Origin of the sequence: uncultured Roseobacter sp. (assembly GCF_947495275.1) — a bacterium.
Taxonomy (GTDB): Bacteria; Pseudomonadota; Alphaproteobacteria; order Rhodobacterales; family Rhodobacteraceae; genus Roseobacter.
On the sequence record NZ_CANLYL010000001.1, the window covers coordinates 251,379 to 266,839 of the forward strand.

Annotated in this window: 14 protein-coding genes; 8 read left to right on the forward strand and 6 right to left on the reverse strand. The window is 57.1% G+C overall.

The genetic code is table 11. The features are described 5' to 3' along the window. The 4 genes from choV to Q0802_RS01185 form a co-directional block, all read right to left on the reverse strand. The gene (gene choV, locus Q0802_RS01170; protein ID WP_298912360.1) at nucleotides 1-1,032 is read right to left on the reverse strand and encodes a choline ABC transporter ATP-binding protein; all 1,032 of its coding nucleotides are present in this window, start codon (nucleotides 1,030-1,032) and stop codon (nucleotides 1-3) included. After that, entirely contained in the window at nucleotides 1,029-1,862 is an 834-nt protein-coding gene (gene choW, locus Q0802_RS01175; protein WP_298913526.1) for a choline ABC transporter permease subunit, read from the reverse strand. Before choW ends, choV begins: the two co-directional genes overlap by 4 nt. A gap of 65 nt (nucleotides 1,863-1,927) precedes the next feature. After that, nucleotides 1,928-2,854, reverse strand: a complete 927-nt coding sequence (locus Q0802_RS01180; protein WP_298912363.1) for a choline ABC transporter substrate-binding protein — start codon at nucleotides 2,852-2,854, stop codon at nucleotides 1,928-1,930. 115 nt (nucleotides 2,855-2,969) lie between these two features. Then, entirely contained in the window at nucleotides 2,970-6,215 is a 3,246-nt protein-coding gene (locus tag Q0802_RS01185; RefSeq protein ID WP_298912366.1) for a chemotaxis protein CheB, read from the reverse strand. Between the two features lie 236 nt (nucleotides 6,216-6,451). Between Q0802_RS01185 and Q0802_RS01190 the strand changes: the two genes are divergently transcribed. From Q0802_RS01190 to Q0802_RS01200, 3 genes are all read left to right on the forward strand, one after another. Next, nucleotides 6,452-7,129 (forward strand): hypothetical protein, encoded by a 678-nt coding sequence (locus Q0802_RS01190; RefSeq protein WP_298912369.1) that lies wholly within the window; start codon nucleotides 6,452-6,454, stop codon nucleotides 7,127-7,129. 76 nt (nucleotides 7,130-7,205) lie between these two features. After that, nucleotides 7,206-8,159, forward strand: a complete 954-nt coding sequence (locus tag Q0802_RS01195) for an aldose epimerase family protein (protein WP_298912372.1) — start codon at nucleotides 7,206-7,208, stop codon at nucleotides 8,157-8,159. A gap of 249 nt (nucleotides 8,160-8,408) precedes the next feature. Next, entirely contained in the window at nucleotides 8,409-8,738 is a 330-nt protein-coding gene (locus Q0802_RS01200) for a TfoX/Sxy family protein (protein WP_298912375.1), read from the forward strand. A gap of 60 nt (nucleotides 8,739-8,798) precedes the next feature. Here the strand turns inward: Q0802_RS01200 and ndk are convergent, their stop codons facing one another. Next, complete coding sequence (ndk, locus tag Q0802_RS01205) at nucleotides 8,799-9,221, reverse strand: nucleoside-diphosphate kinase (RefSeq protein ID WP_298912378.1); 423 nt, start codon at nucleotides 9,219-9,221, stop codon at nucleotides 8,799-8,801. 220 nt (nucleotides 9,222-9,441) lie between these two features. Here ndk and Q0802_RS01210 point away from each other — a divergent pair, with 220 nt between their 5' ends. From Q0802_RS01210 to Q0802_RS01220, 3 genes are read left to right on the forward strand one after another with little or no spacing between them, the layout of a single operon-like run. Beyond that, nucleotides 9,442-11,304: an ABC-F family ATP-binding cassette domain-containing protein gene (locus Q0802_RS01210; RefSeq protein WP_298912381.1), complete on the forward strand. Its 1,863-nt coding sequence runs from the start codon at nucleotides 9,442-9,444 to the stop codon at nucleotides 11,302-11,304. 52 nt (nucleotides 11,305-11,356) lie between these two features. After that, a complete protein-coding gene (locus Q0802_RS01215) occupies nucleotides 11,357-11,980 on the forward strand; it encodes a MarC family protein (RefSeq protein ID WP_298913529.1) in 624 nt (207 codons plus the stop codon). 50 nt (nucleotides 11,981-12,030) lie between these two features. Beyond that, nucleotides 12,031-12,612, forward strand: coding sequence for a TIGR02281 family clan AA aspartic protease (locus Q0802_RS01220; protein WP_298912383.1), 582 nt, complete (start codon nucleotides 12,031-12,033; stop codon nucleotides 12,610-12,612). Nucleotides 12,613-12,633: 21 nt separating this feature from the next. Here Q0802_RS01220 and Q0802_RS01225 read toward each other — a convergent pair whose 3' ends face one another. Next, the gene (locus tag Q0802_RS01225; RefSeq protein ID WP_298912388.1) at nucleotides 12,634-13,092 is read right to left on the reverse strand and encodes a DNA polymerase III subunit chi; all 459 of its coding nucleotides are present in this window, start codon (nucleotides 13,090-13,092) and stop codon (nucleotides 12,634-12,636) included. A gap of 138 nt (nucleotides 13,093-13,230) precedes the next feature. Between Q0802_RS01225 and lptF the strand changes: the two genes are divergently transcribed. Then, nucleotides 13,231-14,367 (forward strand): LPS export ABC transporter permease LptF, encoded by a 1,137-nt coding sequence (gene lptF, locus Q0802_RS01230; RefSeq protein ID WP_298912391.1) that lies wholly within the window; start codon nucleotides 13,231-13,233, stop codon nucleotides 14,365-14,367. Beyond that, complete coding sequence (gene lptG / locus Q0802_RS01235; RefSeq protein ID WP_298912394.1) at nucleotides 14,364-15,461, forward strand: LPS export ABC transporter permease LptG; 1,098 nt, start codon at nucleotides 14,364-14,366, stop codon at nucleotides 15,459-15,461. The genes lptF and lptG overlap by 4 nt, the downstream gene beginning before the upstream one ends.

Sequence of the window (15,461 nt, forward strand, 5' to 3'; positions counted from 1 at the left end):
TCAGGAGGATTGGCGAGGGTCCAGAATGCGGGCGATGACACCGCTCTTGGTGACCTGCCCCACCAGATCGCCATCCTGCTCAACCCCCAACGGTCCATCGGTCTCCAACAGTTGGCGCATCACTGTCTCAACATCCATATCTATGGGAACAGATTGAGCCGTTTTCGCGGCCGTTGGTTCCATGACATCGCTGGCACGCAGAACCCCCAAGGGGTTCATGTGAGCAACAAAATCGGCCACATAGTCATTCACGGGATTGGAGAAAATCTCCTGCGGGGTGCCGCATTGAACGATACGCCCGCCTTCCATGATGGCAATCCGGTCGCCCAGTTTGAAGGCTTCGTCCAGATCGTGGCTGACGAATATGATCGTGCGCTGAAGGTCCCGCTGTAAATCCAGCAATTCGTCCTGCAGGCGTGTCCGTATCAGCGGGTCCAGCGCTGAGAATGGCTCATCCATCAGTAGAATGGGCGCATCGGTTGCAAAGGCACGGGCGAGGCCGACACGCTGCTGCATGCCGCCCGAAAGTTCTCCAACCTTGCGATGAGCCCAATCGGACAAGCCAACAAGGTCGAGTTGCTTGTCTGCCCGGGCATAGCGGTCTTGTTTGGGAACGTCGGCCAATTCCAGTCCCAGTGCTACGTTCTCGCGAACCGTTCGCCATGGCAGCAGCCCGAATTGCTGAAATACCATCGACACGCATTCCCGCCTGACACGGCGCAAATCAGCGGCAGAGCTGTGGGTCACATCGCACGACCATGCGCCATCAAAGACCCGCACGGCCCCCCGAACAACAGGGTTCAATCCGTTGACCGCCCTGAGCAGGGTCGATTTTCCTGATCCGGACAAGCCCATCAGAACCAGAATCTCTCCCGAGGGGACATCGAGTGAGCAGTTGTGAACGCCCAGCACCTGATCGGTGGCCTGTTGGACTTCGGCGCGGGATTTGCCCGCATCCATATCGGGCAATGCCTTTTCAGGTGTTTCGCCAAACACAATCGACACATTGTCGAACTCGACGGCATTTGTCATTTGCGATCCACCCGCAGCATGCGGTCGAGCATGATGGCGACCACCACAATGATGAAACCACTTTCAAATCCCAGAGCCGTGTTTACCTGATTAAGCGCGCGCACGACAGGCACGCCCAATCCATCTGCGCCCACAAGCGCCGCGATCACAACCATCGACAGCGACAACATGATGGTCTGGTTCAAGCCGGCCATGATTTGGGGCAAGGCAAAGGGCAATTCGACCTTCCAGAGTTTTTGCATGGGTGTCGCGCCAAATGCATCCGCAGCCTCCAGCAGTGGCTTCGGGGTCGTGCTGATCCCCAGGTGGGTCAGCCGAATGGGGGCTGGAACCACAAAAATCACCGTGGCAATCAGCCCAGGCACCATGCCGATACCGAAAAATACGATGGCCGGGATCAGATAGACAAAGGTCGGGAGCGTCTGCATCAGGTCGAGGACAGGTCGCATCGCCTGGAAGAGCCGTGGCCGGTGCGCTGCTGCAATGCCAATGGGCACGCCGATGGCCATGCAGACGACACAGGCCGAAAGCACCAGCGTGATGCTCTCCGTCATCTCTTCCCAGTAGTCTTGGTTAAGAATGAACAGGAACCCCAGCACGACGAAGACGCAGACCTTCCAGCTTCTTTGCAGAAACCAAGTCAGGCCCACGAAAACCGCGATGATCAAAAAGGGATGCGGTGTCTGCAGGAGCCAGAGGATCTGGTCAATCATCCACTCCATGACAACGGCGAGGCCATCAAAGAACCACTCACCATTGGTTTGAAGCCAATCAAAGAACGCCGCCGCACTTTTGCCAACAGGTATTTTTGTTTCGGTCAGCCAGTCCAGCAATTCATGCCCCCTACCCCGGATCGTCAGTTACTCCGCCCGTGGTTACGAGCGGAGTTTGGGCCTTAGAGGCCGAGTGCGGACTTCACAGCCGCAACACTGTCGCCACCGTCGACGGTCGTCACACCATCGAGCCATGCCATGAAGGCATCGGGGTTGGACGAGAGCCATGCTTTGGCGGCATCCGAAGGCTCGGTGCCGTCATTCAGGATCGCGCCCATGATTTCATTTTCCATGGCCAGGGTGAATTTCAGATTGCCCAGCAGCTTGCCGACATTCGGGCATTCAGCGCTATAGCCCGCGCGGGTGTTTGTGTAGACGGTTGCTCCGCCCAGGTCCGGGCCAAAGAAATCGTCCCCCCCGGTCAGATAGCCCATTTCAAAATTGGCGTTCATCGGGTGCGGTTCCCAACCGAGAAAGACGATGGGTTCGTCTTTCTTGGACAGTCGTTCCACCTGCGCCAACATGCCCTGCTCGGAGCTTTCTTTTACCTCGAACCCGCTCAGGCCAAAGGCGTCCGCGTCGATCATGGATTGGATTAGACGATTGCCATCGTTGCCGGGTTCGATGCCGTAAATCTGCCCGTCAAGCGCGTCCGAATGCTTGGCAATGTCAGAGAAATCCTTGATGCCAAGATCGGTCGCCGCCTTGTTGACAGCCAGCGTATATTTCGCCCCTTCAAGGTTTTCACGAACGGTATCGACGGTGCCTGCTTCGCGGTAAGGCGCGATATCGCCTTCCATGGTTGGCATCCAGTTGCCGAGGAAAACATCCACGTCACCTTGCGCCATGGAGGTATAGGTTACCGGAACGGACAGGACCTTGATGTCTGTTTCATAACCCAAAGCATCCAGCACTACGGTCGTTGCGGCGGTGGTCGCGGTGATATCGGTCCAACCGACGTCAGAAAAGGTGACCTCGGTACATTGAGCGCCCGCAGCACCCGCCAGCGCCACGAATGCCAGCGCGCTTGTTGTCATCTTGAATTTCATGAGTGATCTCCCGTTTGGATTTTTTTCCATAGATGCGCAGGTTTAATTGGGCGGTCAAGGCGAAACCAACGCCACTTCCCGCGCATCCCGGGGCTGATCACACGTCAACGCCAGATCAGGTCACTTCATTCAAAGATCTAAAAACGCCAATAATCTTGGCGACTTTACCGGTTCCGTCCGCCCGTGCCAGACCGATGGATTCAACCTCGACGGTCTCGCCATCCCGGGTCACAATACGGTGCCGGAACTTGAAATCCCCTCCCTCTTTCATGACGCGTTCCACCTGCTCGCGGACGAGATCACGATCATCGGGATGATAATACTCCAATCCACCGTCTAGATCAGGTGGCGGGTTCTTGGGATCCTCGCCATGTATCCGGCAAACTTCCGAGGACCAGTAGATTTTTTTGGTTTTTGTGTCCAGCGACCAGAAACCGATCTTCGCCAGATCCTGCAACAGGTGCAGTTGGGAAACAGCCTCTTCGGCTTCGTTCCGGGCTGCAACGACATTGGTGATGTCCGTTCCAACGGAATAGATGGAGGACGAACTCTGTGAGGGGTCCGCGAAAATGAAGTTTTCCGTGCTCATCCAGGCCGTCGACCCGTCTGTCTGCGAACTGACGGAGTTGACGTAGTGCAGACGCCCGGACTTGCTGTCCATCAACTTATTGTCGCGTTCTTTCACGGCCTTGGCGGTCTGCTTGTTCGCCAGTTTGAAGAAGTTCTTTCCCTCTGCTTCCTGGCGCGTAGTTCCCAGAACAGCCGCAGATTTCTGACTGATCCGGAGAATGGTCCCATCGGTCGTGCGGTTCAGCATGAATATTTCAGCATGATCCAGGATCAGTTCCAGTTCTTGTGCCAGTCCCGGGAATTCCGAGACAACCATGGTCGAGCCCTTCATCTGACCACGCATGTCGAAGAACGGCGAGCAGGTCAGCTTGAAACGCGCGCCCCTCGACGTGAATTCACGAGAAATCGGCTCGCCCAGTTTCAGCGTCTCGTTGCATATCGGTGCCAGTGAGGGGCAGTTTTCCGGCAGAACACATTGGCTGATATGGGGATTTGAGACAGGCCGCGACAGGCCAAACATTTCGGCGGCGGCATTCGTTGCCTGAGAGATTTGCAAAGCGGTGTCGAGCACCATGATCGCCAAAGGTGCGGTCTCAAGCACCGACATCAGTTCACCCGTCCGTCCGCTGAGCTCAGCCGCCGTGACCTGCAACTCTTCGTTGACGGTGATCAGTTCCTCGTTGGTGGATTGCAATTCCTCGTTTGAGGTCTCCAGCTCTTCGTTGGTCGCCTGCAACTCTTCGTTGGTGGATTGCAGCTCTTCGTTGAGCGACTGCAACTCCTCGTTCGAGGTTTCCAGCTCTTCTATGGTTTGCTGGAGCGCTTCGCGGGTGGTTGCAACCTCGTCTTCCAAAAGCCGAATGCGGTCGCTCTCGAAGGCGTCCCCATCCGACTGCTCCTGACTCTCGAACCCCTTGGCGCGATCAACCTGAACCTCGCTGAACACCACCAAGGCGGCGCGTTCGTTGATGTCACGGGCAATGATCGGATAGACGTCGAGCCTGATTTCCTCGTCATCATCCTTGGCCAGTAAATGGCGCACACCAGAACGATGTTCACCATTCTTGAGCGCCAGCGTGACAAGACTCCGCGCTTCCTCTCGGAACGGGCGTCGCAACAGGTCGATATGCATCTTCAGATTGCTGGTCTCGTTCATCTCGATGTAGGAGCTGACGTTGCCGTAGATGCGCACGATTGAGTATTCATCCGTCACAAGCACGGAGTTTTTTCCCAGCGCCAGCGCCAGCGCTTCGAACATCTGCCGATCCGTGGAATAGCCTGGCGGCGCCTGGACCGCTGGTTTGACGCTGCGGGATTTGGGCAGATTGCGGGTATTGGAAAAAGGTGTCTGCTCTGACCGGCGAATGGATCGGCGGCGATAGATATGGGCGGACTGGCTGTCCTGAATGAAAAGCTCATCCGAGCCCGCCACAGATTCCGCCGTGCCGAGGAACATCAGCGAGCTTTCAGTAAGGGCATAGTGAAACCGCGACATAACTTTATGCTGCAACGCATTTCCAAAGTAGATCAGCAGGTTACGACAGCAGAGCAAGTCAACTTTCTGGAAAGGCGGGTCCTGACAGACATTGTGATCCGAGAAGAGTATCGCGGATCGCAGGGAATCGATCACCCGGATGCCGTCATTTTGCTGGATGAAATACCGGTCAGACAGATCCTTGGGGATATCGTTCAGCGCGGCCATTCCGTACACACCCTTGCGCGCAACCTCCAGGGCGTCCTTGTCGATGTCCGTCGCAAAGATCTGGACGTGATCCTTCAACTGCACCTTGGCGCCGCCCAGCGCCTCGCAGAGCAAAATCGCGATGGAATATGCCTCCTCGCCCGTCGCACAGCCGGCAATCCAGACCCGAAAGGGTGTGTTGGTTTTGTTCTTCAAGAGCGCCGGTAGCAGCTCTTTCAGCGCTTCGAATTCGCTCTTGTCGCGGAAAAAGCGCGTGACAGAGATCAGAAGGTCTTTGAAAAGCGCATCCACGGCGTTGGGGTTGACACGGCAGAACTGGGTATAGTCTTCGTGACTGTCGATCCCCAGTGCGATCATGCGCCGCTCGATACGCCGGTTGATCGTGGTTTGCTTGTACTCCCGAAAATCGACACGTGTCCGGGCCAAAAGGATTTGCAGCAGGTCGGACGACGGACTTTTTTCCGACGCTTCCTGCCGAAAAGCGTCGAAATCTCTTGGTGAGGTCAGTATTTTTTGCAGATGTGTGCCGATCTCGAACGGCCGCAAGACCAGATCGACGCATCCGGTCTGCATGGCGGCCATGGGCATACCATCGTATTTGGCGCTTTCGGTATCTTGAGCAATGGTAATACCACCAGCCTCGCGGATGGCCTGCACCCCGTATGCCCCATCAGTACCTGTCCCAGAAAGGATGATCGCCATGGATTTCTCGCCATGCTTGTCGGCGAGGCTCAGCAGAAATCGGTCCACCGACGGCTTCGGAGAGGCGACTTCATGGCTTGGGTCCACAAGACATAGTTTGCCTTCGTCATAGACAACGTCGGTCTTGGGCGGCGTGACGTAGATAACATTGGGTTCCGGCACCGCCCCGTCCACAACGTCACGGACGGCGAGACTGGTTTGCCGGGCGACAAGTTCGGTCATCAGGCTCTTGTGATGCGGCGACATGTGCTGCACCACCACATAAGCCACCAACAGGTCGGTCGGCAAAGTTGCAACCAATTCGCGGATAGCCTCTAGACCTCCGGCGGAAGAGCCGATCCCAATGATTGTGAGTTCTTCGTTGTCAGCCCCGTCCACCAGCGCCACTCCCCGCTCCAGTCGCAATCACAGATTGCACTCTCTCAATGATACCCACCTTTAACCTGCCTTTGGCAACCCCTAGTTGCAAAATATTAATGCGTTTGAGGTAATTTCAACCACAGGCTACGCAGGCAATAAGTTCTTTCCAAGGGCTGCGCAACGGGTACCGTACGCACCGTTTACGAATGTGTTCATAAATACGTTCATTGTGGGCGAAACATTTAAACCCACGGGTGGCATTAATGACCAATCAACATGACGCCATACAACTGGCCTCGGATTTGTCGGACAGAACGCTTTCGATCAATCTGATTTTGAAACCTGACAATACGATTTCCGTGAGATCTTGCGAAGTACTTGCGCGCGGCTTGCGCAATCGGGTTTCCTTTCAGGACAAATGTGATCTCAGCCAAGTCTTGGTCGACAAGCTCGCCCATGCCATACGCAAATGCCTCTCCACCGTTCCAGATGGCGCACATGTCCTGTCGGTGCCCGAGTTTCTGGTCGAGTTGCCCGGCCTCTCGCTCTACGGTGTCCATGTGCTGATCATGGAAGTGAAGGACGGCATGCGAAATGCCATTTTCCGCTTCAAGGAGTTTCTCGGTGCGTTGAATGTCGCGTTTCGCCCGGACGTCGGTTTCGTTGAACCATATGTCAATTATGCTGAGAAGCTGGCGACGAATGTGCTGGCCGATATCTGTCTGCCTCTCCTTAACATGTGCCGCGAGTTGGAATACGCGCAGGTTGAACCGCAAGATCACCTGCCCGCCGGATTCTCTGACCGCGCCCGCGAGTTTGAATTTCAAACCGAGTTACTGAAGAGATTTATCTTTAATGCTGGCATCGGCCATGCAGAACCAACACAGGTCTATCTCGAGCAGGAGTACCGACCGCACCCCCTGACGCTGCCAAGCTCTTAGGTCTTGCGTCGGGGGGTTGGCCTCAGGCTGGTCAACTGGCAAAAGTCTCAGGCAAAGCAACCGGAGCCTGAAGCGCATGATCATTTTGACCTCCAATACAATGGAGGCACATATCTTGCCACGCGGCGCGACGCTCGCTGGGTTATGGATCAAGGGCGTTACCCACAGTCTGTGTCTGGGATTCGCGGATAGGGACTCTTTTTCATCTTGCCCGATCTATGCGGGCGCTTTGGTGGGACCGGTTGCCAATCGCATTTCGCGCGGTCGTGTTCGGATTGGATCCAAAGTCTACCAAATGCCCTCGAACGAGGGCACCACCTGTCTTCACAGTGGAGAAGAGGGCCTGCACGCCAGGGACTGGCAGGTCACGGATCAGACCCCTTCGAGCGTGACATTGGCTCTATCGCTGCCCGACGGTGCTATCGGTTTGCCCGGCCATCGCGAATTTACGGCGCGATATGCCCTGACACTTGATCGCAGCCTGTCATTGGTCATCACGGCCGCCACCGACTTGAAAACCGTCGTGAATGTTGCGCATCACCCCTATTGGTCTCTGGATGATCTCCCCGATATCTCCGGGCACAGATTGAAAATCCAGGCCGACAGCTACCTTCCCGTTGACGATACCGGCTTGCCAACAGGCGAGATCGCATCTGTGGCGGACACGCGGTATGACTTCCGCCACACACGCAGCCTTTCGGTTGAACACCCCCTTGATGCCAATCTGTGTTTGTCGCACGACAGGGTTGCAGCGCCGCGTCTTGCCGCCACGCTGGTTGGCGCTACCGGCGTCCGGATGAACCTTCTGACCACCGAACCCGGATTGCAGATCTACAACGGCAGCGGCCTGCCAAGTTCTGCGCCCAGCGCCTTGCCAGGCCAAACCATTAAGCCCTACGCAGGCATCGCACTTGAACCCCAAGGCTGGCCAGATGCGCCAAATCGCAGCGCATTTGCACCGGTCATCCTGGCCCAAGGCGCGCAATATCGGCAGGAAACCATTTACCGATTTGCTTCTAATTCACCTTGAATGACATTTTCTGGCCACGGGCACGCCCCGTAACCGGCAGAAAACAAGCACATATTTGCATCCTCAGCGCAGGGTTACCGCGCGCCGCAAGGAAGGTACGATGCAAAAAGAGCCCCAAAAACCGCCCGCCGCCCCCCCGGCGCAGGGCAGCAAACAGACGCCGCCGCCACCACCCATCACCGATTACGCGAGCCTTTAACGCAACCTTGGTGGTGACAAATCGACATTGAGGTGCCAATCTCGGCCACTATGAGCACGCCCGTTTCCTCCATTCGCAATCTTGGTCCAGCCTATGAGACCGCCTGTGCGGAGGCCGGCATAAATTCAGCCGAAGAGTTGCGCGCTCTGGGCGCGGATGAAACCTACGCCAGACTTCTGCGCGCAGGGTCGAAACCCCATTTCATTGGATATTATGTCCTCGTCATGGCCTTGCAGAACCGACCGTGGAACGACTGCAAGGGTGAAGAAAAAAAGGCCCTGCGAAAACGCTTCGATGCCATCAAGGCCAAGTCGTTTGACAAGGAACTCAGCGCATTTGAGCAAATGATGGACAGGATCGGCGTACGCGCGGCACCTTGAACGAAAAAAGGGGCCACCCATAAGCTGACCCCTTGGCGGTACTATCTGGTGGCCGCTGAATTAGCCGACCAACTCCATACCCGAGAAGAAATAGGCGATTTCAATGGCCGCTGTTTCCGGTGCATCCGAGCCATGAACGGAGTTTTCGCCAACGCTTTCGGCGAATTCAGCGCGGATGGTTCCTGGTGCCGCGTCTGCGGGGTTTGTCGCACCCATGACTTCGCGGTTCTTGGTAATGGCGCTTTCGCCTTCCAGAACCTGGACGACAACCGGGGCAGAGGCCATGAATTCGCACAATTCATCATAGAATGGGCGCTCGGCGTGCACGGCATAAAAGACACCCGCTTGCGCCTTGGTCATGTGAATGCGCTTTTGCGCCACAATCCGCAGGCCCGCGTCTTCGAACTTCGCGTTGATTTTGCCGGTCAGATTGCGGCGGGTTGCATCGGGCTTGATGATCGAAAATGTGCGTTCAAGGGCCATGAGAGGTCTCCTGCAGGGGTTAATTTGCGGCGCATCTATCATGGGATTTTGCAGGGGGAAAGGCCTTTGTTGAGCGCGCTTCGGGGCCTTCCCATGCTGTTTTTTCGACCGTTTGACACGTGAAGTCGAAAACGCGGCGCGCACCGCCGCCGCTGGTTCTTTGCCACATATCCCATAGCGCTCATTGACATGTCTTCATACGTGGTTCAGTGGAGCCGCCATGTTACGCATTTCAGACATCAGCTATTCGGTCGAAGGGCGCCCGCTTTTTGAAGGCGCGAGCGCTGTCATTCCGGACGGGCACAAAGTGGGCCTCGTCGGGCGCAACGGCGCGGGCAAGACGACTCTGTTCAAGATCATTCGCGGCGAATTGGGTCTCGACGGCGGTGCCATCTCATTGCCAAGCCGGGCCAAAATCGGCGGCGTGGCACAGGAGGTGCCGTCTTCGTCAACTTCGCTGATCGATACCGTGCTCGAAGCAGACACGGAACGCGCCGCGCTGATGCGCGAGGCTGAAACCGCAGAAGATCCGGCGCGTATTTCAGACATCCAGACGCGGCTGGCCGATATCGACGCCTGGTCGGCGGAGGCGCGTGCAGCGACCATCCTAAAAGGACTGGGCTTTGATGACGCCGAGCAGCAGATGCCCTGTTCGGATTTCTCGGGCGGCTGGCGCATGCGGGTGGCACTGGCTGCCGTGCTCTTTGCGCAGCCCGATCTGTTGCTGCTTGACGAGCCCACAAACTACCTCGATCTGGAAGGGGCCCTGTGGCTGGAAGCCTATCTCGCACGGTACCCGCATACGGTGATCATCATCAGTCACGACCGCGGGTTGCTGAACCGGGCGGTCGGCGCGATCCTGCACCTCGATGAGCGTCGCCTGACCTATTATCAGGGACCTTATGACCAATTCGCCCGGCAACGGGCCGAACAGCGCGCCGTGCAGGCGGCCATGGCCAAAAAACAGCAGGCGCGCCGCGATCACATGCAGGCCTTTGTGGATAGGTTCAAAGCCAAGGCATCGAAAGCCAAACAAGCCCAGTCCCGGCTGAAAATGATCGAAAAAATGGACATGATCGCCAGCCCTGAACAAGTGGCAAAACGGGTTTTCACTTTTCCGGAGCCGGAAGAATTGTCGCCGCCTATCATCTCCATCGAAGGTGGCTCCGTGGGGTACACCGACACACCTGTGCTCAGCCGGTTGAACCTGCGCATTGATCAGGACGACCGCATCGCCCTTCTGGGCAAGAACGGTCAGGGCAAATCAACCCTGTCCAAGCTACTGTCGAACCGGTTGACGCTGATGGCGGGTAAATCCGTGCGGTCCAACAAACTGCGGATCGGCTTTTTCGCCCAGCATCAGGTCGAAGAACTGCATATCAATGAAACGCCGTTGCAGCATATGATTTCGGCGCGCCCGGGCGTGCTGCATTCGAAACTGCGCGCACAACTGGCAGGCTTTGGCCTTGGACCGGATCAGGCGGAGACCGAAGTGGGCCGGCTGTCCGGCGGGCAGAAGGCGCGGTTGTCGCTTTTGCTGGCCACGCTGGATGCGCCGCATCTGCTGATCCTCGACGAGCCGACAAACCACCTCGATATCGAAAGCCGCGAAGCTCTGGTCGAGGCGCTCACCGCCTATTCCGGCGCCGTGATCCTGGTCAGCCACGACATGCATCTGCTCTCCATGGTTGCCGACCGCCTGTGGCTGGTGTCGAACGGCACAGTCAGACCCTATGAGGACGACCTCGAAGCCTACCGCAAAATGCTGCTGACGCCCGAAAAACCAACTGGCAAGTCGAGCAAGAAACCGGTCGCGGCCCCCAAGCCGCGACGCGCGAGCCGGGAGGATATGCTGGCCCTGAAATCGGAAGCCCGCAAATCCGAAGCGCGTGTTGAGAAACTGAACGAGATGCGCGACAAACTGGCCCGGAAACTCGCCGACCCGGTCCTTTACGAAGATGGCAAAGTGGGTGAGCTGGAAGTTTGGAACCGCAAATATGCTGAAGTCATGGACGCATTGGATCGCGCTGAGACACTTTGGATGAATGCTCTGGAAAAGCTGGAACGCGCCAGCGCGCCCTGACCACTCAATTGATTGCCCGCCGGGAACCCACCCAGAAAGATTGGACTGAACCATCGATACCGCCTTTTTCATAACAGCCTTCGTAACGATGTTTGTCGTGATTGATCCCATCGGTCTGGCCCCGCTCTTTGTGGCATTGACCCAAGGCATGACAGATGCGGCGCGCAGGCGCATTGCATGGCGGGCCACGGGTGTGGGCGTCTCCATCCTGCTTGCCTTTGCCGCATTTGGCGAAGCGATCCTGTCATTCGTCGGCATCTCAATGGCGGCCTTCCGGGTGGCCGGGGGTATTTTGCTTTTTCTGACAGCGCTCGACATGCTCTTTGAGCGGCGCACCAAGCGGCGGGAGGATCAGAGCGAGGAGGAGCACAATGACCCTTCCGTTTTCCCGCTTGCCATCCCGCTGATTGCCGGTCCCGGTGCCATTGCCTCGATCATTCTGCTGATGGGCCAGCGCCCCGGGCTGGAAGGCGCCGCCGTTGTATTGGGGGCCACCGGCATCGTGATGGTGATCGTCGTTGGGTTTTTCCTCGCCAGCGGTCCTATCGAGCGCGCGCTCGGCAAGACAGGTGTGACGGTTGTGACGCGGCTTCTGGGCATGTTGCTGGCCGCGCTTTCCGTGCAATTTGTCCTTGATGGGCTGAGCGCTTTCGGATTTGGCCCCGCCTCGGGCTGAAAAACACACCATCGTGCCTATATTCAAAGCGAAGCCCGAAGGAGTATCGCGTGGACAGCTTTGACACTGGCAGATTGATCTACCTGATCCTGCTTGGCCTGATGGTGGTCGGCTGGTTTTTCGCGCAATCACGTCAGTCGATGAACAAGACCCTGCAGCACGCGGCGGTCTGGGGATTCATCTTTCTCGGGGCCATCGCTGCCTTCGGTCTGTGGGAGGACATCAGTAACACGGTGCGGCCTCAGCAGACGGTTTTTGAAGAACAAGGCAAGATCATCGTCCCCCGCAGCCCCGATGGCCATTACTACATCGCAGCCCGGGTCAACGGCGCACCGATTCAATTTGTCCTCGACACCGGCGCGACTGAAATGGTGCTGACGCGCCGCGATGCGATGACCGCCGGTCTGACCCCTGACAGGTTGAATTTCTCTGGCCGCGCAATGACCGCCAACGGAGAGGTTCGTACAGCACCCGTCCGGCTGGCGACCGTGACGCTTGGCCCTGTTACCGACGAAAACCTGACAGCGGTGGTAAATGAAGCCGAGATGTCCCACAGCCTTCTGGGCATGACCTACCTTCAGCGCTGGGGACGCATCGAGATCAGCAATGGTGAACTGGTGTTGACGCGCTGAGCACGCGGGACGTCACCTGTGTCAGGTTTCGGCCTTTTTCTCCCAACGACCCGATTCCTCGGACCAATACTGCGCCGACGCCCCTGATGACTTGAGGTTTTTCCACTGCGATCGTGCCAGGTCCAATGCGACGGGATCATTGCCGTCAAAAAGCACACATACCCGATCCATGCTCTCCAGATCCTGATCGACGAGTGCCGCCCCATCGACCGTCATCAGGCAGGTCGCGCCATTGGGTGCCTGGGTTCCGGTCGTCAGCAAGACCGGTTGCATGGCTTCATGGGCCTCACCCGCCAGTCCATGCGGCAGGAACCCATCATCCGCGCCTTGCCACAGTTTTTCGTCAAGCCAGCCCATCCGCCCCAGATCGGTTCCGCGCACAACAACCCGCATTCCGGCACCTGTTGCCTTGCCCAGAAGCATGGCCAGGGTGTCTTCCATCGGTCGGCGGGTCAGATGGTAAAAAAGCGCGCTTCCCACGATCAGACCTCCCTACGTTGGCTCGCGATGGAAAAGACCTAACGCGCGCTTCCGCCAATGACCAGATAGCAGTTTTCGAGCGCCCCTTATTGGTCTATCGTCCTCCTACAGGCAACGACCATTCTGAAGGGGACAGAGGTGAGCAAAATCGACAGATACGTCCTGTCGCAACTGCTGATTCTATTTGGATTCTTTTCGTTGGTGCTCGTTGCCGTTTTCTGGATCAATCGCGCGGTTGTGCTCTTTGACCGTCTGATCAGCGACGGACAATCAGCGCTGGTCTTTCTGGAATTCACAGCGCTCGGATTGCCCAAACTGATCACTACAGTGCTGCCCATCGCCGCCTTTTGCGCTGCGGTTTATGTCACTAACCGCCTCAACAACGAGAGCGAATTGACGGTGATGCAGGCGACCGGATCGGGGCCGTTTCGACTGGCGCGACCTTTCTTTGTATTTGGCGTCATCGTGTTTCTGCTGGCCTCGATCCTGAATCACATTCTGTTACCACTGGCCCTGGAACAACTCAGCGACCGGGAAGCCGAAATATCGCAGAATGCCACGTCACGCCTGTTGACCGAAGGGGCCTTCCTGCACCCTTCCCCATCGGTTACCTTTTACGCCCGCGAGATCAGCGAGGATGGGGTTCTGCATGATGTCTTCCTCTCGGATAGGCGCAATGCCGACGAAGGCGTCATCTATACGGCCTCCGAAGCCTATCTCATTCGCAAACAGGATTTGACCACACTCATCATGGTGGATGGAACGGCGCAGCGGCTCGCCACGGATGACAACCGTCTGTCGACCGCGGAGTTCCGGGATTTCTCTTTTGATATCAGCTCTCTCATCCGCAATGATGCGTCAAATAACCTGACAGTCCGCAACATGATCACACCACAGCTTCTCTCGCCTTTCGATCGCCTGTCGCGGCTCACCAACCAAAGCCCCGGTGAAATAGCAGAAGAGTTTCACTCCCGTTTCGCCGAGCCCATGTTTTGCATCGTGGCTGCCATGATCGGTTTCACAACGCTGCTGATCGGGGGATATTCTCGGTTTGGCGTTTGGCGCGAAGTTGTCGTGGCTTTTGGATTGCTGCTGCTGATCAACGGCGCACGATCAACCCTGCAAAACCCGGTGAGGAATGATCCGGAGCTTTGGCCGCTCCTGTATTTGCCGGTGCTCTTCGGGACGCTGCTGGCGGTTGGTATGTTGTGGTATGTCGCGAGCCCCAAATGGCAACGTCGGGCGCCGGGCAAGTTGCAGGAGAGCCCTTCGTGATCCTGCACTTCTATTTCGCCCGCCGGTTCGCCATGAGTTTTCTGCTCCTGACGCTTGTTTTGTTTTCGCTTGTCGCACTTGTCGATCTTGTCGATCAGACACGGACATTTGGGGATTTGGATGTCAGCTTCGGCGCGATTGTCGGCCTGACGCTTCTGAACGCGCCCCAAACGGTAAATGAAATCCTGCCTCTGATCATCATTCTGGCGACAATTGCGCTTTTCGTCAGCCTTGCAAGGTCGTCTGAACTTGTTGCGACACGCGCGGCAGGGCGGTCAGCCCTGAAGGCGCTCGTCGCACCGGTTGCGGTGGCCATGACCATCGGCATTCTTGCGGTCACGATGCTCAATCCTATCGTTGCGGGAACCTCGAAGAAATACAGCGAATTGGCAGAGAGCTACCGGACTGGCGGCGCTTCCACACTTTCGATTTCCGGCGAAGGTTTATGGCTGCGTCAGGGAGGCGATGACGGGCAATCGGTGATCCGTGCGTGGCGATCAAATGCCGACGCCTCGGTGCTCTATGATGTCACGTTCCTGAGCTACGCGCCCGGTCGTGGGCCGATCCAGCGGGTCTCGGCAAACAGCGCATCGCTACAAGCCGGCGGCTGGCTCCTGCGCAAAGCCAAGCTTTGGCCTCTAGGCCCCGGCGTGAACGCAGAGGCCAAAGCAGAATACCATGATGAATATGTCATTCCGACAACATTGACCCTGGAACGCATTCGCGAGAGTTTCGGACGTCCCAGTTCGATTTCGATCTGGAAACTGCCCACGTTCATCGAACAACTTGACCAGGCGGGCTTTTCATCCCGTTTGCATCGCGTCTGGTTTCAGTCCGAACTGGCGCGCCCGCTGTTTTTGATGTCCATGGTTCTGGTTGCGAGCGCCTTTACCATGCGGCATACCCGATTTGGGGGGACCGGCGTTGCTGTGCTGGCCGCGGTGCTATTGGGGTTTGGTTTGTATTTCATTCGCAGCTTTGCGCAGATTCTCGGCGAAAACGGGCAGATACCGATATACCTCGCGGCCTGGATGCCACCCGTGGCGGCAATTCTGCTGGCACTTGGTTTGCTCTTGCACGCAGAGGACGGCTGA